The organism is Cupriavidus sp. 09_S30, from assembly GCF_056930435.1.
Genome location: NZ_JBXOWI010000002.1, coordinates 2,380,466 through 2,403,461, shown reverse-complemented (window position 1 = coordinate 2,403,461; position 22,996 = coordinate 2,380,466). Strand labels below are relative to the sequence as shown.

Annotated in this window: 19 protein-coding genes and 1 pseudogene; 10 read left to right on the top strand and 10 right to left on the bottom strand. The window is 63.8% G+C overall.

Annotation, left to right across the window (positions count from 1 at the left end; all coding sequences use genetic code 11):
* The first annotated feature begins 5 nt into the window (after positions 1 to 5).
* Positions 6 to 1,652 carry an AMP-binding protein gene (locus AC1Z3O_RS30930; protein ID WP_483520511.1) on the top strand — a complete coding sequence of 549 codons (1,647 nt, stop codon included), beginning with the start codon at positions 6 to 8 and terminating at the stop codon, positions 1,650 to 1,652.
* A 247-nt stretch (positions 1,653 to 1,899) separates the two neighbouring features.
* On the opposite strand, the gene AC1Z3O_RS30925 is transcribed toward AC1Z3O_RS30930, so the two are convergent.
* Positions 1,900 to 2,592 (bottom strand): Crp/Fnr family transcriptional regulator, encoded by a 693-nt coding sequence (locus AC1Z3O_RS30925; protein WP_483520509.1) that lies wholly within the window; start codon positions 2,590 to 2,592, stop codon positions 1,900 to 1,902.
* Between the two features lie 153 nt (positions 2,593 to 2,745).
* Here AC1Z3O_RS30925 and AC1Z3O_RS30920 point away from each other — a divergent pair, with 153 nt between their 5' ends.
* The gene (locus AC1Z3O_RS30920; RefSeq protein ID WP_483520507.1) at positions 2,746 to 5,217 is read left to right on the top strand and encodes a penicillin acylase family protein; all 2,472 of its coding nucleotides are present in this window, start codon (positions 2,746 to 2,748) and stop codon (positions 5,215 to 5,217) included.
* Between the two features lie 131 nt (positions 5,218 to 5,348).
* Here AC1Z3O_RS30920 and AC1Z3O_RS30915 read toward each other — a convergent pair whose 3' ends face one another.
* Positions 5,349 to 6,353, bottom strand: a complete 1,005-nt coding sequence (locus tag AC1Z3O_RS30915) for an NmrA/HSCARG family protein (RefSeq protein ID WP_483520505.1) — start codon at positions 6,351 to 6,353, stop codon at positions 5,349 to 5,351.
* Positions 6,354 to 6,463: 110 nt separating this feature from the next.
* On the opposite strand from AC1Z3O_RS30915, the gene AC1Z3O_RS30910 reads away from it, so the two are divergent.
* Positions 6,464 to 7,393 (top strand): LysR family transcriptional regulator, encoded by a 930-nt coding sequence (locus tag AC1Z3O_RS30910; RefSeq protein ID WP_483520503.1) that lies wholly within the window; start codon positions 6,464 to 6,466, stop codon positions 7,391 to 7,393.
* A 115-nt stretch (positions 7,394 to 7,508) separates the two neighbouring features.
* Here the strand turns inward: AC1Z3O_RS30910 and AC1Z3O_RS30905 are convergent.
* A pseudogene (locus tag AC1Z3O_RS30905) lies at positions 7,509 to 7,862 on the bottom strand (transglycosylase SLT domain-containing protein); the annotation flags it as partial.
* Between the two features lie 81 nt (positions 7,863 to 7,943).
* Here AC1Z3O_RS30905 and AC1Z3O_RS30900 point away from each other — a divergent pair.
* Entirely contained in the window at positions 7,944 to 9,053 is a 1,110-nt protein-coding gene (locus tag AC1Z3O_RS30900; RefSeq protein ID WP_483520501.1) for a sulfurtransferase, read from the top strand.
* Between the two features lie 156 nt (positions 9,054 to 9,209).
* The gene (locus AC1Z3O_RS30895; RefSeq protein WP_483522096.1) at positions 9,210 to 9,719 is read left to right on the top strand and encodes a hypothetical protein; all 510 of its coding nucleotides are present in this window, start codon (positions 9,210 to 9,212) and stop codon (positions 9,717 to 9,719) included.
* Positions 9,720 to 9,741: 22 nt separating this feature from the next.
* Here AC1Z3O_RS30895 and AC1Z3O_RS30890 read toward each other — a convergent pair whose 3' ends face one another.
* Positions 9,742 to 10,758 (bottom strand): GlxA family transcriptional regulator, encoded by a 1,017-nt coding sequence (locus AC1Z3O_RS30890; protein WP_483520499.1) that lies wholly within the window; start codon positions 10,756 to 10,758, stop codon positions 9,742 to 9,744.
* Positions 10,759 to 10,913: 155 nt separating this feature from the next.
* Here AC1Z3O_RS30890 and AC1Z3O_RS30885 point away from each other — a divergent pair, with 155 nt between their 5' ends.
* A complete protein-coding gene (locus AC1Z3O_RS30885) occupies positions 10,914 to 13,307 on the top strand; it encodes an acylase (protein ID WP_483520497.1) in 2,394 nt (797 codons plus the stop codon).
* Positions 13,308 to 13,533: 226 nt separating this feature from the next.
* Here the strand turns inward: AC1Z3O_RS30885 and AC1Z3O_RS30880 are convergent, their stop codons facing one another.
* The 4 genes from AC1Z3O_RS30880 to AC1Z3O_RS30865 form a co-directional block, all read right to left on the bottom strand.
* Positions 13,534 to 14,760: a YeeE/YedE family protein gene (locus tag AC1Z3O_RS30880; RefSeq protein ID WP_483520495.1), complete on the bottom strand. Its 1,227-nt coding sequence runs from the start codon at positions 14,758 to 14,760 to the stop codon at positions 13,534 to 13,536.
* Between the two features lie 485 nt (positions 14,761 to 15,245).
* The gene (locus tag AC1Z3O_RS30875) at positions 15,246 to 15,959 is read right to left on the bottom strand and encodes a 4-carboxy-4-hydroxy-2-oxoadipate aldolase/oxaloacetate decarboxylase (protein WP_483520494.1); all 714 of its coding nucleotides are present in this window, start codon (positions 15,957 to 15,959) and stop codon (positions 15,246 to 15,248) included.
* Complete coding sequence (locus AC1Z3O_RS30870; protein ID WP_483520492.1) at positions 15,956 to 16,693, bottom strand: PIG-L deacetylase family protein; 738 nt, start codon at positions 16,691 to 16,693, stop codon at positions 15,956 to 15,958. The genes AC1Z3O_RS30875 and AC1Z3O_RS30870 overlap by 4 nt, the downstream gene beginning before the upstream one ends.
* Positions 16,694 to 16,754: 61 nt before the next feature.
* Complete coding sequence (locus tag AC1Z3O_RS30865; protein ID WP_483520490.1) at positions 16,755 to 17,756, bottom strand: tripartite tricarboxylate transporter substrate binding protein; 1,002 nt, start codon at positions 17,754 to 17,756, stop codon at positions 16,755 to 16,757.
* A 140-nt stretch (positions 17,757 to 17,896) separates the two neighbouring features.
* On the opposite strand from AC1Z3O_RS30865, the gene AC1Z3O_RS30860 reads away from it, so the two are divergent.
* On the top strand, positions 17,897 to 18,829 hold the full coding sequence (locus tag AC1Z3O_RS30860; protein WP_483520488.1) for a LysR substrate-binding domain-containing protein: 933 nt from the start codon (positions 17,897 to 17,899) through the stop codon (positions 18,827 to 18,829).
* Between the two features lie 330 nt (positions 18,830 to 19,159).
* The gene (locus AC1Z3O_RS30855) at positions 19,160 to 19,783 is read left to right on the top strand and encodes an HAD family hydrolase (protein WP_483522094.1); all 624 of its coding nucleotides are present in this window, start codon (positions 19,160 to 19,162) and stop codon (positions 19,781 to 19,783) included.
* Positions 19,784 to 20,062: 279 nt separating this feature from the next.
* Here AC1Z3O_RS30855 and AC1Z3O_RS30850 read toward each other — a convergent pair whose 3' ends face one another.
* Positions 20,063 to 21,565, bottom strand: coding sequence for a tripartite tricarboxylate transporter permease (locus AC1Z3O_RS30850; RefSeq protein ID WP_483520486.1), 1,503 nt, complete (start codon positions 21,563 to 21,565; stop codon positions 20,063 to 20,065).
* 1 nt (position 21,566) lies between these two features.
* Positions 21,567 to 21,854, bottom strand: coding sequence for a tripartite tricarboxylate transporter TctB family protein (locus AC1Z3O_RS30845; protein WP_483520484.1), 288 nt, complete (start codon positions 21,852 to 21,854; stop codon positions 21,567 to 21,569).
* Between the two features lie 77 nt (positions 21,855 to 21,931).
* Between AC1Z3O_RS30845 and AC1Z3O_RS30840 the strand changes: the two genes are divergently transcribed.
* Complete coding sequence (locus AC1Z3O_RS30840) at positions 21,932 to 22,678, top strand: histidine kinase dimerization/phospho-acceptor domain-containing protein (RefSeq protein ID WP_483520482.1); 747 nt, start codon at positions 21,932 to 21,934, stop codon at positions 22,676 to 22,678.
* 2 nt (positions 22,679 to 22,680) lie between these two features.
* Positions 22,681 to 22,884, top strand: coding sequence for an ATP-binding protein (locus tag AC1Z3O_RS30835; protein WP_483520481.1), 204 nt, complete (start codon positions 22,681 to 22,683; stop codon positions 22,882 to 22,884).
* Positions 22,885 to 22,996: the final 112 nt, after the last annotated feature.

The following is a 22,996-nucleotide window of genomic DNA, read 5'->3' as shown; positions in this document are numbered from 1 at the left end:
CGAGCATGATGGTGAGGCCCTGGCAGTCATCGTATGGTCGCGTCCCCCTTGAGATTGATGCCGACAGGTATTCTTCCGTCGTTGATTTGCTGGAGGGCGCAATGCGGAAGTACGCTGCTAGGCGTGCTTTCTGCATGTTGGGCAGATCCTTGAGCTATGCCGATGTCGATCGGCTCTCATCGGCCTTCTGCGCTTATCTGCAGCACGAACATGGTATTACGAAGGGTGACCGTATCGCTGTCATGTTGCCGAATATTGCGGCTTTCCCTATCGCATTTCTCGGCATTGCACGGGCCGGTGCTGTGCAGGTTAACGTCAACCCTCAGTACACTCCGCGAGAACTGCAACATCAACTCCAGGATGCGGGCTGCAAGGCGATTGTCGTCTTCAATGGGGCGGCTGGGGTATTGGCTGATGTAATTGGTGAAAGCGGTGTGCGCACGGTGATCACCGCAGGCATGGGAGATGGAATTGGTGTGTCGGTAGATTTCCCGTCGTCCGACCCTCGTCTGGCCGGAAGCGTTACCTTGGAGCATGCGCTACGCATCGGCGTCGCAATGGAGCGTCGCCCTGTCGAGTTGAACGGCGGCGATCTTCTGTTCCTTCAGTACACCGGTGGTACCACTGGGCTGTCCAAGGGTGCTTGCCTCACGCATCGCAACCTAGTGGCCAATACCGAGCAGTTCAAGGCCTTCATGCAGGAGGCAATACGGCCGGGCGACGAGGTGATTGTGACGGCGCTGCCGCTGTATCACATCTTCGCGCTGATGGTGAACCTGATCAGCTACTTTTCAGTAGGAGCTGAGAACTGGTTAGTGGCCAATCCACGTGACATTGAGGGGCTGATCGATGTGTTCCAGCAGGCGAAGCCAACTATCTTCACCTCGGTCAATACACTTTATGCGAGCCTGGCGGCCCATCCCCGCCTCAAGGAGGTGGACTTCTCGCGCCTGCGGCTTTCGGCAGGCGGAGGCGCAGCTGTGCTTGCTGCGACAGCTGCGCGCTGGAAGGAAGCGACTGGTCGGATCATTCTTGAAGGTTACGGCCTGTCAGAGACAAGCCCAATCCTGACGATCAATCCACCGTTCATCAGTGAATTCACGGGTACCACCGGCCTGCCGGTTCCGTCAACAGACATCAAGCTAATCGACGATAAAGGCCTGGAGGTGCGACTGGGAGAGCCTGGCGAAATCTGTGCCAAAGGCCCGCAAGTTATGAGTGGATACTGGCAAAGGCCTGATGCTAATACTGAGGCCTTCACGACCGATGGCTACTTCCGCACCGGCGACGTTGGCATCTTCGACGAGCTCGGCTTCCTGAAGATTGTTGATCGCATTAAGGACATGATCATCGTATCGGGCTTCAACGTCTACCCGAATGAGATTGAGGCCGTGGCAACGGCATGTCCCGGAGTGACTGAGTGCGCCTGTATTGGGGTTCCGGACGGAAAAACAGGTGAGGCTTTGCAGTTGCTTGTTGTGAAGGCACCGGGTGCAAGTCTGACAGAGCAGGACGTCGTCGAGCATTGCCGTCGCGAGCTCACTGGCTACAAAGTGCCCAGGCAGGTGCATATCGTCGAGTCGCTGCCGAAGTCGACGGTGGGCAAGATTCTTCGGCGTGAACTGAGGCGTGGCATTACCAAGACGACCTGAAGCGGCTATCACTCGACACGATGGCCCAACTGCGCCGCATGTGGTGCGTTCGTTGCTCATCTTCAAAAACCTGCGCCTCGACAGGAAACACGGCGTCAGCGTACTGCCCCGCGAAGGAAGGCGAATAACCAGTACTGGCGTGAATTGCTTCAGTTCCCTGGACGAGTGCGCCAAATAAAAAACTCACACACAACAAGGATTGCTGCACTGTACGAACCTTCCGCGGTGTTTCCATTTCGGTATAGCGCTAGGACGGATCGCAGATCCGGCGCAGTTGCTCCTCCGAAAGGATGTCGATGTAGCGGTAGCCGATCCGGATTGCACCTTGCTCTTCCAGCAGCTTGAGTTCAATGCCTAGTGTCTGGCGTGTGATGCCGAGCATCATCGACAGAGCCTCTTGAGAAACTGGGATACGTGGGCGGATGTCCGGTTCGATTGCCGCATCGCCATGAGCGAGCATAAGCAGGCGATGCACGATACGTACTTGGACGGAGCTTAGCGTCGCAGCCTCCAGCGCGCCGTACAGCAAGCGCACGCGCGATGCCAACAATAACGAGATGGCTTGCGCGAACTCCAACTTCTTCATTAAGGCATTGAATGACGTGCGAGGTAAGGTCAGCACCTCTGTGTCTCGCATGGCAATCGCATCGTGCGGGCGAGGAGCGTCGTTGACCAGCGAGCTTTCGGCAAACCAGACTGCTGTCTCAATGACGGCGAGGACTGCCTCCTTGCCATCGCTGCGAAGGGTCGAGAGTTTTAATGCCCCGCTCACCACCCCATACATGCTGTTGGGGTGGTCGCCTCGTCGGTACAGCATTTCTCCGCGGCGTAGGTGTACCAGCGTGGACTCGTTGACCATGGCCTCTTGCAACTCGCTAGACAGGGCGGCGAACCAGCGATTGGATGACAGGAGCTTCAGTAATGCGGAGTGGACAGTCATGAGCCATCTCTTCTTCGATTGCAAGAAATACGGCAGTTCGCGAAGTCAGATTTTCTGTAATCTGCTGCGCGGATTCCATTGTACGGGACGCCTTCCAAAATCTATTTGCTTTCATAACAATCCATGGCCCGAAGAGGCCACAGGAGACTGTCTATGTTCGAAATTGCAAACCGACATCCTCGGGCTCATTTGAAATTCACGGGCTTGATGGCCTCGGCGGCTGCAGTCGCCGTGCTCAGCGGCTGCGCGACTGTTGTCGCACCAGGCGGAGGGGGAGAGCATTACGAAGCCAGGCTTCAACGCACCAGCTATGGCATTGCACATATCAGCGGCCAAGACTACGCGAGTATGGCGTATGGCCTGGGTTACGCTTTCGCCCAAGACAATTTCTGCGACTTGGCCGCAAAGGTTACTCAGGTAAAAGGTGAATATGCCAAACACTTCGGGGCCGAAGCGCGGGTGGCACTGGCTGCATCGGCCGTGCCGAACATCAGCGCGATCGATTCCGACTTCCTGCATAAGTTGCAGTACGACAAAGCGACCGTGGTAGCCGTCTGGGAAAAGGCCTCGACCGAAACACGCGACATGGCTCGAGGTTATGCGGCGGGCGTCAATCGCTACCTGCGAGAGACCGGTGTCGGCGCGCTGCCTCAGGCGTGCAGAAACGGTAGTTGGGTGCGCGAGATCACGGCAGCCGACCTTTATCTTTGGTGGACTGTCGTGGCCACCATTCCCGGTTCGCAGGCCTACGCGAGCATGCTGGTCAACGTTGCACCGCCGAGTGCGGCGTCTGCCAACGCGCGGGCCATGCCAGAGCCGGCGCCTATGAAGGTCCGGACTATGCTCGCCGATGCATCGCGCGCGCTATCGACCATCGAGCCATCGCTGCGTGATGCCGGCAGCAACGGGTGGGCGTTCGGCAAGGACACCACCGCCGACGGGCGCGGCATGCTGTTCAGCAACCCGCACTGGCCCTGGATGGGCATGAGCAAATGGCACCAGATTCACCTGACGGTGCCGGGCAAACTCGATGCAATGGGCGTGTCGTATCCAGGCATGCCGGTCGTGCTGGCCGGATTCAACAAGAGCCTGGGCTGGACGACCACGGTATCGACCGGAGTGCGTGCTGTGCTGCGGGAGTTGACGCTGGGGCCGACGCCCACGACGTATGTGCTGGATGGCGTGGTCAAGCCCATGACGACCCGCGAGATCACGGTGCAGACCCTAGATGGCGGAACGCAGAAGCGGACCTACTACCTCACCGAGTTCGGGCCCATCCTGAGTGCGCCATCGCAAGGTCTCACTTGGACGAGCAAGCGCGCCTTCGCGCTGACCGACATCAACCTGCAAAACAACCGCGTCGTAGACCACTGGCGGGTTCTGGCCCAGTCTGGATCGGTCGAGGAGGCCGCCCAGAGGATGGCCGCCGTCCTGGGCAACCCGCTGGCCAACCTCGTCATGGCCGACGCTGAAGGCAACGTGGGCGTTAGCGACCATACCGTCAAGGTCAACTTGACCGATGCGCAGCTCGCGGCGTGCGCGCTGCCCGGCGTCGGGCAGGCATTGACTGCGCAGGGGCGACCGACGATTGATGGTTCGCGCAGCGCTTGCAACCCGGGCAACGATGTTTCAACGCCGCAGGCCGGTATACTCCCCGCGCGCAGCCTGCCCTACCTGCATCGGACGGACTATGTGGCCAACGCCAACAACAGCTATTGGCTCTTCAACCCATCGGCACCGCTGACCGGCCTGCCGCTGGTGAATGGCGCGGCGGCAGTGCCCATCAGCCTGCGCGCCCGTATGAACTACGTACAAATCGAGGACCGACTGGCCGGCCGCGATGGCCTGCCAGGCACCAAGATCACGCCGGAGGCCATGCAGACCATGCTCAATGGCTCCGTGGCCAAGCCCCAGTTCGGCAACCGTAGCATGGGCGCCGAACTGCTGATGCCAGCGGTGGTGGAGCTGTGCAAGTCGTCCGCACCAGTGGCAATGCCCGACGGCACGACGCAGGACATCCAATTCGCCTGCGCGGTGCTGAGCCGATGGGACCGCCGCTACAACCCGGAATCCGTTGGCGTGCCCATCTTTCGCGAGTTCTTCAACCAGGCGTCCAGCCTGGGAGATGCGATGTGGGCAGTTCCCTTCTCGCCGAACGACCCGGTCCACACGCCACGTGAACCGAAGCTGGGCGACGCAACGATCAAGCGTGGGCTGCAACAGGCGCTGGGCACTGCCGTCCGCACGCTGGCGGCCAAGGGCATTGCCCTGGATCACCCGTGGGGAGAATTGTTTTACACCAATGTCAACGGCCAGAAGGTGCCGATGGGCGGCGGCAGCACGAACGAAGGTCTGACCAATCAGATGAACGGTGGTCCGTTGACCGCCAGTGGCTACAACGATGTAATCTCCGGTTCAAGCTACGTCTCGGTGATGGCTTTCGGCCCCAATGGTCCTGAGGTCGATGCTGTATTAATTCCCGGTCAGTCGACCAACCCCGCTTCGCCCCATTACTACGACCAGGCTAAGGCGCTGTGGGTGACGCACAAGTGGCAGCGGCTCCCATTCACCCCTGACCAGATCATGGCGGATCCACAGCTCACTCAGAAGTTGCTGCGCGAGTAAGGTCTGTGTTCGTTGCAGTTCAGAGCCAATGTGGGCAAGGCGGGCATCGTACCGAGCAGCTGCTGGAAGGTCGAATTTCCAGCGGCCTAGCTACTCGGGCGAGGTGGCAACTTCGACCAGTTCGCCGGTACTCACCCCGCTTCGAACTCCGCCTGCGTAGTCTCGGGCGGGGCGCCATAGCTCAGCAGCTCGCCTTGCCATTCGCTTCGCTGAAGGAACTGCTCCCAGGTCAGCGCGTTGGGGTCGATCTTTCGGCTCCATTCCATGTCGCGCTCGGGCGCATAATAGCCGTATTCGGCCGCGTACTCCGCCATGCCCACCAGCTCGCGCACGAGGCACTCATTGGCACCGAATGCGGGGAAGTGATGCAGTAACTCCTCGCGCGTGCAGGCTGAGGCGTAATGCGCCTTCTGCCTCGACACGCGGACGAACGTGTCCACCATCTGCCGCGCTGTCAGGACCTCGCCGATCACGGGCAGAGTCTTGCCGGCGTATTTCTCCGGATGGTCGAACACCTCCAGCACTGCGGGGCCAGCCGCGGTGAGAGGGTCCACGAACGGCATGGGCGCGTCTGGCGGCAGATACATGGCGAAGGTCAGGCTCCCGTCAGGGCCGCGCCGGGGCACGTAGTACTCCAGCAAGTTGCTGTAAAAGAACGCCAGGTAAATGAAAGAGCTGCGCAGCGGCAGAGCGCGGATGTGCTCTTCTACCAGCGCCTTCTCGGTGAAGTGCGGCACCCACTTGGTGCCGCCCGTGCGCGCTTCGACGTTCTCCAGGCCGCTCCACACGATGTGCTGCACACCTGCGGCGTGCGCCGCATCGGCCAGCTCGCGACCCAGCGCCAACTCGGGCTGGCCTGGCGGCGGCACCGGTGTGGTCGGCGGCGTCATCAGGAAGGCGCCATCGGAGCCGCGCATCGCGGCGGTGAGCTCGGTCTGGTGGCCCAGCTCCAGCGGCGCCACGACGATCTCAGCGCCGCGCTCAGCCAACTGGCGGATCGGTGCGCTGTCCGTACGCCGGCTAAGCGCGCGCACGCGGTAGCGGCCGCTGGCCAGCAAGGTGTTCGCCACGCTGCGCCCCTGTTTGCTGGACGCACCGGCCACGGTGATTAGGGGTTTTCGTGAAGTGAGGGACATGCGGTTTCTCCGGAAATGCGTAAGCGGCTCGCGCCCGCGAATGAGTACCTAGTCTCGGCCCCGGGATGGCATATGTAAAATTGCAGATTTGTTGGGCTACTATTTGTTTCGTGGATACCAAGCGCCTTGACCTCAATCTGCTGGTCACACTGGAAGCCCTGTTGGCGGAGCAAAATGTGACTAAGGCGGCAAGCCGCCTGCACCTGAGCCAGCCAGCAGTGAGCGCGCAGCTCAGCCGCCTGCGCGACCTGTTCGACGACCCGCTGCTGATACCCGCGCAGCGAGGCATGACGCCTACGGCCAAGGCGCTGGACCTGCTGGAGCCGCTGCGTCATGCACTGGACCAGGTGCGCACGACGGTGGCCCAGCACAGCGACTTCGACCCCGCGCGGGCGCGCCTGACGGTGGTCATCGCCTGCACCGACTACCTTCAAGCTGCACTGGTGCAGCCGCTGGTGCTGCGGCTGCGCAACCAGGCGCCCGGCGTGCGCGTGGCGCTGCGTAGCCTGGACATACCGGAGCTGGGGGCGCTGATGGCGCGCGGCGAGGTGGACTTGGCGCTGATGACGCCAAGCGCTGCGGCGCCCAGCCTGCGCACACGGCATCTGTTCGACGAGCGCTATGTGCTGATCGGTCGGCGCGGTCACCCCAAGCTTCGCAGAAGCATCACCGTGGCGCAGTTTGCGCAGCTGGAGCACGTCATCGTGTCACTGCGCGGCGGCGAGTTCGTCACGCCAGTAGACGACGCGCTGGCGGCGCTGGGTCACAAGCGCAACGTGGTGCTATCGGCGTCGTCGTTCCTATTCCTGCCGGAGATCGTGACGCAGTCGGACTTCGTGGCACTGGTGCCGCAGCGGCTGGTGCGCGATCGCGCCGATCAGTTGCAGATCGTTGAATGCCCGTTTCCGGTGGAAGGATTCGAGGTGAGCATGGTGTGGCACGAACGAAACCACGGTCACAATGGACAGCGCTGGATGCGTGAGGCGTTGGTAGCGCTTGTCGCCGACAGGGGGAGTGACAGGGAGGCGGTCACCGGATGACCAGTCTCAATGGCGTCTGCAGCTTGCACAAAGAAGCGCCGCATCACGGGGTCCCCTTGATCCTGCGCCTCTGTTTCATTTGCAACACCTCCACTGCGGCGGGACATGTCCGCCGATTGATATTGGATTCGGCGATCGCGATGCTGTCCACGTTGAGCTGCTTCCCGGTGGCGGGCATCACCTGTATGATCCCGATCGCTCCCGCGCGCCTGCGCGCACCTTGGTTGAGCTGCGATTCCTGGAATCCCTGTGCCGCAAGCATCAGCGGATCGAAATTGTAGGCATTGCCGCACTTCTCGAAGAAGGCAATGCTGTCGTGGAATCGTTTGATGTCGGCATGCTGATGACCTTCCCGTACCGCAAGATCCTCGTGAATCTTGATCTTTGGGAATATCTGGGCCCAGGTGCGCGCCTTCCAGTCATCGACCACCAGAACCTACAGGGCGCCCGCGTTCAGCATTTCCCTAGCGAGAGGCTGTGCATGTAACAGATACTCGTGGGAATGTTTGGTCGGCACCCTGGGAAGTGCCGCAAGCATATCTTCGATTTTGTGAGCGCCGACTTCATGTCCGTGCGCCTGCGAATGTCTCAAGAACGGAATCGGATGTCCCGCCAGTTAAATGGGCCAGATTGTACGGACGGCAACATCGTCAGCATTGCAACGACGCACAGAACAATGAGCTCACGCGGGGCAGTCCCCCACATTCCGCGCGTTCAAGTAGACGGGGATTCCGGCGAACTGCTGAGGCAGCTGGTGAAGCCCGCGTGGCTGGTCGGGCTGGTGGCGGGCCTGCCGATGATTCCTGCGCCAGCGCGCTCCTGGCGCCTGTTAGAGGTCGGCTGCGGCGGCGCCGTCGATTTCGCGCAAGGGCATATTCCCGGTGCGGGCTACATCGACACCGGCGAGCTGGAGCGCGGCCCCTGGTGGAACAAGGTTCCCGACCACGAGCTGCGGCGCGTGCTGCTGGCCCACGGCATCCGCCGCGACACCACAGTCATTCTCTATGGCCGCAGCATCCTCGCTGCGGCGCGGGCTGCCCACTTGATGCTGTACGCGGGTGTGGAGGATGTGCGTCTGCTCGATGGCGGTCTGACGGCTTGGCAGGCGGCCGGTTGCCCGATGGAGCCTGGGGCGCCCCAAGCTTACCCGGCGCTGGTCGACTTTGGCACACCGGTGCCCGCTTGTCCCGAGTACCTGATGGACACCACCCAGGTGCGGCACCTGCTGCAGCAACGGGATGGCATGCTGGTCAGCGTCCGTACCTGGAGTGAATTCGTCGGTCGGACTTCGGGCTACGACTACATCAAGGTCAAGGGCGACATCCCTGGTGCGCACTGGGGACGTGCCGGCCGCGACGGCGACGTCCACAGTATGAGCGATTACCAACGCCCGGACGGCACCATGAAACCGCACGCCGAGATTCAGGCGTTCTGGAGGCAGGCCGGCATCCAACCCGGGCGCCGTATCGCCTTCTACTGCGGCACCGGCTGGCGCGCCTCGCTCGCATTCTATTCCGCTTGGCTAATGCACTGGGAACACATCAGTGTGTACGACGGTGGCTGGTGCGAGTGGAGCAGCGACCCGGCCAACCCCGTGACTGCCGGCCCCCGCTGCAGAACCGGGCAGCAGCCAGTGCATGCCCACATCTACCACCCATAGGGGGCCTGCTGTAGTCGTACGCGTGTGCCTGCCAATTTCTCAAAAACGAAATCGGGCGATGTCTTCATCGCTGGCGTGCCCACAATCACTTGAGATCGGGGCTCCGCGGCCCTTGCTGTATGCTGGCGGGTTCGACGACAGGTACGGTGAATAATGATGCGCCATTCTGACAATGCCCCGGCGAACGAGGCGTCTGCGGTCTGTGAACCGCGTCTATGGCGAGACAAAGGCTGGACCGCCCGGGTCATCAAGAACGAGGACGGCGACGGATGGGCAGTGGCAATGACGCAAGACGGCTGCGCCGAGCCGGCACTGGTCGGGCCCTGGACCATGGGGCGAAACAAAGTTGACCCGAAGCCGCTGGACGCCACAGCGCACCAGACGCTGATCAAGACCGCCTCAGAGGTCATCCGGCGACATGAGCAGCAGTTGCACGCTCAGCTCAACAAGCAATGCAGCATCGAGACCGACCTTGGAGCAGTGACCATCAAGCTCGTCGTGACACCAGACGAATTCGAGCCTTTCGGCACGCTCACGGCCGTTGACCCCTTTGGGGACGAGATTGCGCGACTCAAAGTGGCGCCTGATTTTCGCCTGACGCGCGACAGTGCCGGCCGATGGGCAAACAGCGGTTTCGGCAAGATCGGCAGCTCGCGGGAAGGCTGAGATTCACGATCCCACGAGAGTGCTAGCGCCTCAACTCGGCGCGCACCGAATGCGCGCGCCGGTGTTCTCCGGGCGGCCGCCCCGTGTACCGCCGGATCAGCCGCCGGAAGGCCGACATGTCCTGATAGCCGCACTGCTCGGCAATCGCCGTCAGGCTCAGCGTGCTGACCTCCAATAGGTGACACGCGCGCTCCACGCGCAGCCGGTGCAGCAATTGCATCGGCGAAGTCCCCACCGTTTTCGTGAAATGCCGCAGTAGCGTCCGCTCGCTAGTCGAGGCGGCGGCGGCCAGCTTGCCCAGATCGAACGGCTCGTGCAGATGCTGCTGCAGGTAGCGCCGCGCGCGCAGCACCACGCTCTCGCGGATGGCCGGCTTGCTGCGCAGCCAGATGGCGCTAGCCTCGCCGCGCGAGGGCTGGTCGAGCACGGTATTGGCAAGTGTGCGTGCCAGCCGCGTGTCAGCCAGGCTTCCGACGAGGCGCTGCGTGAGCGCCGCGCCGTGCTCCATCGCACGCGCAGTGATGACGTTGCCGCTGTTGACGATGGCCTGCCCTGGCACCGGCTTCAGGTGCGGGGCGTGGCTTTGCAGCCAGCCGGCGATCAGCCACGTCACCGTCAATCGTTGGCCGGGCGGCAGAACATCGGCCAGTATTGCCACGCCAGTGAACGACGAGGCGACCAGCCGGCCGCCATCCAGGTAGCGGCGGATGGTAGCGCGCTCGGCCTCCAGCAGCGCCAGCCGTTGCTCCATGGTGCTGATGTGGTCGAAGCTCAGCGGTGGCACGACCAACGCATCGCCAAGTTCGGTGTCGTCCTGCGGCAGTGGCTCACAGCGGCTGGCGAGGGCCTCGGCTGCCGCCTGCCAGCGCGCCGGATCGCGCGCGATCAGACGCCAGCCGAACACCGGTGCGGTGGCGGTATCGGCGCGCTTGCCAGCCTGCATGGAGGCCAGTGCATTGGCCACGCCGAGTGTGTCTGCGGCGGTCGCCAGCGTGGAAAAAGCGGCGTCGGGGAAAGTCAGCAGGTCAATGGTCGGCATGGCCTCAGTATAGAGGCAGGCGCCCCATCCAATGGCGATATTGACCCCAACTCTGGCGGGAATGCCTCTTTCAGAGCAGGCGGGTCTGATTGATGATGCCGCGGTGGTTGCGCCAACGCACCCAGAAGAACAACACCGATACCAGGAGACAACGCATGACGCATGGATTCGCACTGCGCAGCACGCTCGCCGTGGCCACGCTTGCGGCGCTGGCCGGCTGCGCGAGCACGGCCGAGAGTGGCTGGGACACGCTGCCCGACACGGGCCTGTCCGCCGAGATCCGCCGCACCACCTTCGGCGTACCGCACATCCGCGCCAACGACTACGCGAGCCTCGGCTTCGGCATGGCCTATGCGTACGCGCAGGACAATGTCTGCCTGTTGGCCGACCAGGTGGTCACCGTCAATGGCGAGCGCTCGAAAAACTTCGGGCCGGAGGGCACCGTCACCGTCTCGTTCAAGCCGATCGCGAACACGCAAGCGGACGCCTTCTTCAAAGGCATCTTCGACGAGGCCGGCCTGCGCGCCGGCTACGCGCAGATGTCGCCTGAGGCGCGCGAGCTGCTGCGCGGCTACATCGCCGGCTTCAATCGGTATCTGAAAGACACGCCTCCCGCCAACTTCCCGGCCGGATGCCGCAACGCCGCCTGGGTGCGTCCGCTCACGCTGGCCGACATGATGCGCATGGGCGAGGAGAAGGCGATCCAGGCCAGCGCTGGCGCCATGCTGGAGAGCATCGTCGCCGCGCAGCCGCCTGGCCGCGCGACGGTCTCGGCCCGCGTGATCCCGCCGCAAGCCGTCGACACCGTCGCGCTCGACCGCGAGCTGCAGCTGCGCGACATGCCGATCGGCTCCAACGGCTGGGCCTTCGGCGCCGCCGCCACCGACAACGGCCACGGTGCGCTTCTCGGCAACCCGCACTTTCCGTGGACGACCACCAATCGCTTCTACCAGGTCCACCTGACCGTGCCCGGCAAGCTGGACGTGATGGGCGCGTCGATTGCCGCCTTCCCCGTCGTGAGCATCGGCTTCAACCGGGACGTCGCGTGGACGCACACCGTCTCCACCGGCCGCCGCTTCACGCTGTTCGAACTGAAGCTGGCCGAGGGCGACCCGACCACCTACCTCGTCGACGGCACGCCGCACAAGATGACCGCACGCACCGTGGCGTTCGACGTGAAACTGCCGGACGGCCGCATCGAGCGCCGCACGCACACGTTCTACAGCACGGCGTACGGTCCCGTGTTGTCGATGCCGTCCGGCGGCATGCCGTGGACCGCGCAGAAGGCCTATGCGCTGCGCGACGCTAACCGCAACAATACCCGCTCGATCGACACGTGGCTGCATATCGGCCAGGCCAGGGACGTGGCTGGCATCCGCCAGGCGATCGCCAACCTCGGCATTCCCTGGGTCAACACCATCGCTACCGACCGCAACGGCCGCGCGCTGTTCGCCGACGTGTCGACCACGCCGGACGTGTCGGCAGGATCGCTCAAGCGCTGCGCCCCGTCGCCGTTGGCTGACAAGCTGTTCACCGGCGTGGGGCTGGTGCTGCTCGACGGCTCGCGCAGCTCGTGCAACTGGCATGTCGATCCGCAATCCCCGGTGCCGGGGCTGGTTGCGCCGGCGCGCATGCCGGTGCTCGAGCGCGATGACTACATCGCCAACAGCAATGACAGCTCGTGGCTGACCAACCCGGCGCAGAAGCTGACCGGCTTCTCGCCGGTGATGGGCTCGGCTGACGTGCCGCAGCGCCTGCGCACACGCATCGGCCTGATCGAGATCAGCCGCCGCCTGGCCGGCACCGACGGCCTGCCCGGCGACCGCATCAACCTGCCAAACCTGCAGGCGATGATCTTCCGCGACACCAACCTGGCCGGCCACCTCGTGCGCGACGACCTACTTGCGGCCTGCAAGGCGAGCGGCAAGCCCGCCGACCTCGACGCCGATGTGCGCGACGGCTGCGCGGCGCTCGCACAATGGGACCGCACCAGCAACGCCGATGCCCGCGCCGCGCACCTGTTCCGTGAGTTCTGGATGCGCGCAAAGGACATCCGACACGTCTACGCCGTCGACTTCGACCCAGCGGACCCGATCTACACGCCACGCGGTCTGCGCATGAACGATGAGGTGGTGCGCAAGGCGGTGTTCAAGGCGCTCAAGGACGCGGTGGACGCGGTACGCAAGGCGGGCTTTGCGCTGGATGCGCCGCTGGGTACGGTGCAGACGGCGCGCGCACCGGATGGCCATATCGCCCTGCACGGCGGTGAGGAGTACGAAGGCGTGCTGAACAAGCTGCAGAGCCAGCCGATCGGGCCGACGGGGCTGCCCGTGTATTTCGGCACCAGCTACATCCAGACCGTCACCTTCGACGACCAGGGCCCGGTGGCAGATGCCCTGCTCACTTACGGCGAATCGACCGATCCGGCCTCACCGCACGCGTTCGACCAGATGCGCGCGTTCTCGGCCAAGCGCTGGAACCGGCTGCCGTTTTCGGAAGCGGCCATCGCGGCCGATCCGGCGCTGAAGGTGACCAAGCTTTCGCAGTAACCGGCTCGCGGTCCCCGCGCAGTCGGGGACCCTGCAGCGCCATCGTGTCTGCTTCAAGCGAAAAGGGGGGGCGCGTCTGTCCGGGATCAGCATAAGGGGGCTACGACGCCCCGCAACGGCCGCGTGCAAGCCCTTGATTTCTGACTCCCGTCGCGCGCGCGGTGGAAATCTGTAGCTTTGCGTGCCTCGCCTGCGCTGCCTTACGAGTGGGGCAGCAGTGGTCGGCTTAGCTAGGTTTGCACTTCAGGCGTTCCACCTCGAGACCGAAGAGAGGGCGAAGCTTGGTGCCGGCCACGCTGCCGGCGAACGCGCAGACCAGCCACAACCAGCCGTGAAGGCTTCCCGAAACGATGCCGCTGAAGTAGGCGCCAATATTGCAGCCGTAGGACAGGCGTGCGCCGTAGCCAAGCAGCAACCCGCCTATCACAGCAGCCAGCAGAGATCGGAGTGGAATACGCCATACGGGCGCATAGCGTCCGGCAAGAGAAGCCGCGATCATTGCGCCGAGTACCACGCCGATGTCCATCACGGTGGTGACGTCATGGCTGGCAGGTGCGGCGAGGGCGGCGGCATTCGGACCTGCACTCCAGTATTTCCAGCTTGCAACATCGGCGCCAAGCGCGGACAGACCCTTCGCGCCCCATAGGGCGAACGCTGAGGTGACGCCCCATGGACGGCCCGAGAGGGCGAGCGTCGCGAAGTTAAGCAAAGCGAGCGCGATTGCGCCGGCGAAGAGCGGCCAGGGCCCTTGCAGCCAGGGCGAGCCGTGTTGAACTCGCGCCGGTTCATTGACGAGCCGACCATGGCGTCGCCTTTCAATAACAATGGTCAGCGCAGCGATGACGGCGAATACCGCCAGATTGAGCGCCATAGCAGCGCCAGCGCCGAACACCTTCACAAACGAAATCGGTTTGAGTTGTGGCAAGGCCGTCCAGAACGGCATATGGGCTGTCGCAATCACCGAGCCGATAATGAACGCGATCAACGTGACAACCATGCGCGTACTGCCGCCGCCGACAGTGTAGAGCGTGCCGGATGCGCAGCCCCCACCAAGTTGCATGCCAACACCGAAGAGGAACGCGCCCACTATCACTGAGGTGCCTGCGGGCGAAACAAGGCCCGTCACCGGTTGGCCAAAGAGTGACCCCGACGATAGCGCTGGGAAGAACAGCAGCACGCCAATCGCGAGCATCACCATTTGCGCGCGGAGCCCGGCGCCGCGACCGTCGGCAATGAAAACGCGCCATGCAGAAGTAAAACCAAACGCCGCGTGATAGAGCGTCAGGCCAAGCAGCGCACCCACTGTGTAGAGCGCAGCCTGCCGCGCGCTTTCCGTCTGCGCCAGGTACACAACGCCGAGGATCAGGACTAGCAGAGCGGCACTGAGCGGTTTCGCATTGATGGTGTCGAGTAAGCGCGGGGCGCGTACCGTTGCGGGTGACGGATGGAGCATGCTTAAGCGATAAGTCTAAGAAAAACTGGGATTGCAGCACTGAGCCGGACAAAGACCGGCTTCGTTCAAGCTGGCGGGAGGCCAGCGCGATAGTCGTCGATTTCGCAGGGAGCGATTGTGCGCCGAACTCCGCAAAGCCGCGGTATGGCTCGAGGTGGCGTCTCGATATTGGCTGGCAACGTCGGCGGGGAGATTAGCACGAAATAGTTGACCGTTCAGGAGAGCCCGTGCCGTTCCCCGGCCGGCAGAGGCGCTGTGGAAGTCATTTCTCGTCCGCATGCCCCAGCGCCCGGGCCAGGACATGGTTGTCCTTGGCGCGCGCTTCATCGCCCCGCCGCATCACCGGTCTGTACAACGACGTTCGCTCGAGCGCACCGCGCACGGTCAACAACGAACGAGCGGCGTACTTGATTCAGACCACACGGCAAACCAAGCCCGCCAATGGCGCGGCACGCCCGCGGGGCGAGGTCGCCGTGCCGGTGCACTCAAGCTTCCTCGAAGCCGCTATACCAATCAACCACCTGCTCGTTGTACACCAGGCCCTTGGCGGCCAGCGCCTCGCGCATACGGTACATGTCCAGGCCCAGCACGCCGGCCGCCAGCTGTGCCCGCTTGGCCTCCTCGGCCGCTTCGCGTTCCGCTGCGCGGTGCGCGGTTTCGCCGGCCAGCGGCCGCGGCACGACTACCACGCCGTCGTCGTCGGCAACGATCACGTCGCCAGGGCGGACCTGGGCGCCCGCGCACACTACCGGCACGTTGACCGCACCGACCGTTTCCTTGACGGCACCCTGCGCGTGCACCGCGCGCGACCAGACGGGGAAGCCCATGCGCTTGAGCGTGGCCACGTCGCGGACCCCTGCATCGATCACCAGGCCGCGCGCGCCGCGCGCTTTCAGCGAGGTTGCCAGCAGGTCACCGAACAGCCCGTCGCTGCAGTCGCTGACCAGCGCGGCGACCAGCACATCTCCCGGCTGCACCATCTCCACGGCGACGTGGATCATCCAGTTGTCGCCCGGGTGCATCAGCACCGTGACCGCGCTGCCGGAAATCGAAGCGCCGGTCTGGATCGGCCGCATCTGCGTCCGCATCAGCCCAGTGCGACGCTGGGCCTCGTGCACCGTGGCCACTCCGGCTGCGCCCAGCGCAGCGATGTCCGCCTGCGGGGCGCGCAGGATGTGGCGATAGGCGACGGTCCTCATGCCAGTTGCTCCGAGACCTGCGGGAAAACGCGGGCATAGCCCTCGCTGTACGCGACCTTGCGATCCGAGTTGCGCGTGGCCTGCGCGCCGCGCTGCAGCGCCACCCGCGTGTAGTACTCCCACAGATGCTCCTGGGCCGCCATGGTGGCGAAGGCGCGCTGCTTCTTTTCCCAGACAGGCGTGATGTCGAGCAGCACGTCCGGCTTCCAGTTGCACTGCTCGGGCTGATGCGGCTCGAACAGGAAGACCGGTGGCGCGCCGATCACGGGCAGCTCGGGCCTGTAGCCGTGCGCCTGGGCGATGATGCGCGCCTCCTGTGCCACATGGGTAGCAAGCGGGTGGTCGAAGTTGTACAGGTCCTCGCGCGAATGGGTCAGCACCAGTTCGGGCCGCAATTCGCGATAGAGATCGGCCAGCCGCAGCAAGGCCTCGTCGGGCACGCGCAGCGGATAGTCACCGAGGTCGAAGCACTCGAGCGTGGCGCCGAGGATGGCGGCGGCCTGTTCGGCCTCTTCACGGCGCGCGGCCTTGACCCGCTCCAGGGTCATGCCGGGCTGGCGCCACATCTTGGCGGATTCGCCGCGCTCGCCGAAGGACAGGCACACCACGCGCACGTGGTAGCCGCGCTCGGCGTATAAGGCAATGGCGCCGCCGGCGCGCCATACAAAGTCGGCCGCGTGGGCGCTGACGACCAGCACGGAACGGCGGCCGGCGTGAGTTGAGACATCTGGCATGAAGGCTCTCTAGATGATGCGAAAGACGTAGGAAACGGTACCTGCTCAGGACCGGCGCGGTTCAGTCGACGGTAATGCCCGCCTTGCGGATCACGCCGCCCCAGGCCGCGGCTTCCGCACGCACGAACTGGCCGAACGCTTCCGGCGTGCTAGGCACGATCGTCACGCCAAGCTGCGTGAGCTGGCTGTGCACTGCCGGGTCGGCCAGCGCGGCGTTGGCCGCCTCGTTGAGCCGCTTGATCAGGGTATGTGGCGTCTTGGCGGGGGCGACCAGCCCCCACCAGACCGAAGCCGTGAAGCCCGGCAGCCCCTGCTCCCGGGAGGTCGGCACGTCCGGCAATAGAGGCGAGCGTGCATCACTGGCCACGGCGATGGCGCGCAGGCTGCCCGAGCGGATATGGGCCAGCACTTCGAGCGGGTTGATCGGCATGAAGGAGATGCGCTCGCCCAGCAAGTCTGTGATGGCGGGCGCGCCGCCCTTGTACGGCACGTGCAACACGTCGACGTGGGCCGCCTGCTGGAACAAGGCGCCGGCGAGATGTCCCGAGCTGCCATTGCCGGCGGAGGCATAACTGAGCTTGCCGGGATTGGCCTGGGCTCGCGCGATCAGTGCTTTCAGCGAGCCGATGCCGGACTTGGCTGGCACCACCAGCACCAGCGAGGCCTGGCCCACACGGGCCACCGGCGTGAAATCACGTGCGGGGTCGAAGGGTAGCTTGGCGAACAGCGCAGCATTGGTGGCCAGGCTGTTGGACGCCATCAGGATCGTGTAGCCGTCCGGCGCGGCCCGGGCCACGTATTCCATGCCAATGTTGGTGCTGGCGCCGGGGCGGTTGTCGACAATGACGGGCTGGCCCATCAGTACGCTCATCTTCTGGCCCACCGCGCGCGCCACCATGTCGACACCGCCACCGGCGGCATAGGGCACGACCAGCCGGATCGGCTTGGCGGGGAAGTCGTCCGCGGCAACGGCGGCAGCGCCGGGCAGCGCCAGTACGGTGGCCAGCATGGCGCCGAGCAGCGCGCGGCGGGATCGGAAGGCGGGGCGGGGCGAGGCCGGCATGTGGTATCTCCGTGGGCTGGCGCCCAGCCCGCGTATCGCCTGGCGGGACAGGACACCTGGTTATGCGTGCATTCTGGCCATCGCCTGTGATAGTGTCCAATACGTTTTCAGGACACTGGTTATTTCACCTCGATATAAAGATGGATTTCCGCCAACTGCGCTACTTCGTCGCCGTGGCCGAGGCGCTAAGCTTCAGCGAAGCCGCACACAAGCTGCACATCAGCCAACCGCCGCTGAGCATCCAGATCAAGGCCCTCGAGGATGAACTCGGTAGCCCGCTGCTCGAACGCTCGCGCCATCACGTAGCGCTGACGCCGGCCGGCACGCTGTTCCTCGACAAGGCCAGGGCTGCGCTGGCGAACCTGGAGCAGGCACGCGAGGTCGTGCGCCAGGTGGCCAGTGGCGAAGCCGGGGAGATCCGCGTGGCATTCACCGCCTCGGTGCCGATGCAGGATGCCTTCCCTCGCGCGATCCAGCAGTTCCGCGAGGCGCATCCGCGCGCGCTGCTGGAACTGGTGCACATGTCCACCGGACAACAACTGCAAGGGTTGGAGAACGGAGAAGTGGACATCGGCTTCCTTCGCCCCTCCCCCCAGTTCCGCGCGCCGGCCAGCATCACCGTGCGCGAAGTGCTGGCCGACCGGCTGGTGGCGGTGCTGCCGGCCACCCATGTGCTCGCCCGTCCCGTCTCGGCACCGCCCGGCAGGCGTAGGGCCGGAAGAAGGCCCGCGGGAGCGCCCGCCGCGCTCGACATCAGCATGATGTCCGGCCTGCCGTTCCTGTTGTTCCCGCGCGGCCTCGGCTGCGGCCTGTTTGACCACGTCACCACGCTGTGCAACCGCGCCGGCTTTGCCCCGCGCGTGGCTCAGGAGGCCCGCGAAGCCACCACCATCATCGGACTGGTCGCCAGCGGCGCGGGTGTCTCGGTACTTCCCGAGATCTATGCGCGCACCGGCATTCCCGGCGTCGTGTACGTGCCGCTGGCCGGCGCCGACGCAGGCAGCCGGGTGCTGGTGGCGCATCGCAGCGGGACGCTGTCGCCGATCATGCATCGCTTCCTGGCGCTGTTCTGAGCCCAGGACGGCGCGGCATCTGGCCGCGATGGGTAAAATGCCGGCAGGTCAGGCTCGCGTCTCCACGACATGAAACGGCTCCCCGGGGCACCTTCCTCTTTGCCGCTCACCGCCTCTATTCACTCAAACCATGCGATTCGCCTCTCGGCGTCTTTCTCTTGCAATGCCCGCCTGGCCACAACCCAACTGTGATTCGCTTGTCTACACACGGAGTATGGGGTGATCAAGGAAAAGCAAGGTCGCGCGCCGGATGTCTCCCCGGCGTACCCCGGTGCAACGCCTGCGGATTTATCGCAGGTCGCGTCCGGCGATCGCGATCGCAATCAGCCAATGCTCGGCGACGATGTCGTCGCCGCTTTCGATTTCGACGGCACGATCACTACGTCGGACAGTTTGCGTGATTTCGTGCGCGACACGGTTGGTAACGCCAGAATGATCTGCGGCGCCCTTTGCACAGCGCCATGGCTGGCGGGCATGCTGCTCGGCTTATGCGAACGGGGAGCCACGAAGGCGCGTTTCCTTGCCGCGACCATCGGCGGCAAGACGCGGCGAGAACTGGAGGCCGCTGCCCAGCAGTACGCGACGGGAAGATTGCTCGAATTGATCCGCCCGGAAATGGTCGCGAGGATCCAGGAGCACAAGCGCCGTGGGCACCGGCTCGTCCTGGTCAGTGCGTCGCCTGCGCTCTACCTGAATATCTGGGCTGAACATGCCGGGTTCGATGCCGTCATCGCAACCGGGCTCGAGTTTCGCGACGAGCGGTTCTCCGGTCGGCTGGCCACACCGAATTGTTGGGGGCCTGAAAAGGTGCGCCGGCTCCAGCAGTGGTTCGGGAGCCACCGGCCGCGCGTGCTGTTCGCCTACGGCGATAGCCGCGGCGATACGGAAATGCTCGCGCTTGCCGATCGTGGCTGGCTGCGCGGCCACGGCGAGTTGCCTGCTATCGACACCTAGCGGAAAGGCTGGCGGCGCCGCCGCCGGGTCTTTCATCCGGCCTTGAAATTACCAATCACGGACTTCCGCCAGAAATGCCATGATGATTTCTGGCGGATCGATGCAATATAGGAATGTCGTGGCGATCAGATACAGCCAGAGCCATTTCATTTGGGATTCCCGTGATCCGCTCAGGGTTCATTCCGGGAGTGGGGCGGGAGGCTGACGACCACGATGAATCCGGCTGCCGTGGTCCATCCTTGCATCCCAACCCCCGCCACATCCCAACCGTGCCGCTGGCTATAGCTGGGCTTCGGCACCTCGACGTCTGGCAGTCTGCATGCCGAACGCCACCAGTTGCCAGGCCACGAATGCGATGATCAACGTCAGTAGCGTGAGGCTGATGGGCCGCGACACAAAGATGTCAAAACTGCCCCGGCTCAGCAACATGGCACGGCGGAAGTTCTCCTCGAGCATTGGCCCCAGGATGAAGCCCAGCATCAACGGTGCCGCGTCCAGCTTGAGCCGCATGAACGCGTAGCCGAGCACGCCAAACATGGCGGTGATGTAGATATCGTGCAGATTGGTATTGACGCTGAACGTCCCGATACAGCAGAAGAACAAGATGGACGGGAACAGTACGTTGTAGGGAATCTTGAACACCGACAGCCAATAGCGCACCAGCGGCACGTTCAGCGTGATCAGGAAACAGTTGCCGACCCACATGCTGGCAACCAAGCCCCAGAACAGCTCCGGGTGTTCAGCGATCATGTTCGGGCCAGGCTGGATACCCTTGATGATGAACGCAGCGAGCATCAAGGCTATGACAGCGTTTTCGGGGATGCCGATACTCATCAAGGGAATGAAGCTGGTGCGTGCGGCCGCCTCGTCGGCGGCGGCCTGGCCGGCCACGCCTTCGATGCACCCGCTGCCGATCTCGTGCTTGTACTTGCTGACTTTCTTGTCCACGGCATAAGCGGCGAACTGCGCAATAGCTGGACCACCGCCCGGAAGAATACCCAGGATAGACCCGACGACGCTACCGCGCAGCGCGGGAGGCAGGATCCGCTTGAATTCCTGCCAGGTGGGAATCAGCTTGATCTTGCCGCTGAACGGTGAGCGCAGTTCTCTTGCATCCAGGTTCTTGGTGATCTCGGCAATGCCGAAGCAACCTAGCGCGATGCTCACCAGGCCGATCCCATCCATCAGGAAGGGCAGGTCCATGGTGAATCGTGGCACACCGCTATTGACGTCGGTGCCGATCGAACCGAGGAGCACGCCGATCAGGCACATCGCCAGGACGTTGAGCAGGCTGCCCGTTGTAACGAAGCTCACGCAGACGAAGCCCACCATCATCAGGGCGCAGTAGTCTGACGGACCGAAATGGTGCGCTACGTCCCCTAGTACCGGTGTGAGAAAGGTCAGTACCACGATGGCGACAGTGCCACCGATGAAGCTGGAGAACCCCGCTGTGAAGAGCGCAAGGCCGGTCTTGCCCTTGAGCGTCATCTGATAGCCGTCGATGCAGGCGACGATGCTGCTTGCATGTGGAATCTTCATGGTGATCGCGCTAACGCTATCGCCATACTGGGCACCGTAGTAAATGCCCGCCAGCATGATGAGCGCCCCGGTGGTGTCCATCGAATAGGTCATCGGCAGTAACAGGCTGATGGTGGCGAGGGGTCCCAGGCCAGGCAGCAGTCCGACTAGCGTACCGACGACACAGCCGATCGCGCAGAACATCAGGTTCTGGAGTGTGAGGGCGTGTTCGAATCCGAACAGCAGATTTTGCAGAGCTTCCATGTCAGTAGAGCGGTAGGTTCAGGCCAAGAAGCTTCTGGAAGCCTAGAGCCACGATCAAGAGAGCGATCGACAAGATGACGTTGCGCTTCCATGAGTAGTCCGTGCCCGCGAGGGTAGAGCAGAACACCAGGAACACGATCCCGGCCGCCATGTTCACGAAGGACGAGATCAAGGCGAACCCGCAAAGGCTCGCGATGATGATGGCGATGTTCCTGGGCTTCAAATCCATCGGGATCGGCTTCACGATGAACGAGCGCCCAACGCTGATGATTCCGATCAGCAGCAGCATGGCGCTGACCGGACGATCTGACTGTCCAGAAGCCTCGCTTCTACGATGGCAAGATCGGAGATCGCAGCGTCAGGATCGTGGCGATCCGCCTCCGGTACCCGGCTGATGAATTCATCATTCAGGTCGCGGAAACCAAGAGCAAGCGGGAATCCACCATCGGGGAGATCCTGCGCTATGCCGTGCCGCTGCTGGCGCTTGTACTGGCGCTCACGTGGGCGGTGATCTGGTTTGCCGTGACTTCCGGGCTTCGCGTCATTGACCGTCTCACCCAGGATCTCGATCACTACGAGCCGGAAAAACTGCTCCCCCTCGACAAGGTCGCGGGTGTGCCCACGGAACTCGAGACCTTGCTGAACGCCTTGGACCATCTGATCGCAAGGCTGGCGGATTCGCAGGATGCACAACGCCGCTTCATCGCGAATGCGGCTCACCAGCTTCGCACGCCGCTGACGACGCTGCAGGTGCAGACCGAGCGCGCGCTGCGCGAACCCGACGCAGCACGGCGTAGCGAAGCACTCTCGGACATCCTGGCGGCTGTCACGCGGTCGCGCCACCTCGCTCACCAGTTGCTGACGCTGGCGCGGTCGGAGCGCTCTGGCCAACCCATGTTGCGGATGACCGCCGTGGACCTGGCCGAGTTGGCGCGGGATGAACTCGAACGCTGGGCGGATGCCGCGATCGCCCGCAACATCGATCTCGGCTACGACGGCCCCGATAGCGGCGTCATCGTGACGGCGGAACCCGTGCTGCTGCGCGAACTGATCGGCAACCTGGTGGACAACGCCATCCGCTATGGCCGGTGCAGGCGTCACCGCTCGTACTGACGGTGGATGACGATGGCACGGGCATTCCCCAGGACGAACGACTGCTGGTGCTGGAGCGTTTCTATCGCCGCAATGGGAGTGGCGGGAATGGCTGCGGCCTCGGCCTGCCCATTGCGCAAGAGATTGCCGCAAGGCACGGCGCCAAGCTGCGGATTCTCGACAATCCTCTGGGCTGCGGTACCCGCGTCGAAGTTGCCTTTGCTTGAGCGGATGCTGTGTCGCAGCAAGCCTTCGGTGAAATCAGGCGGGGGGCGGCGCGCCGCGCCGACAATGTGGGCTGGCGCTACTCGGCGACGGCGCAGGACGATGCGCGATCGG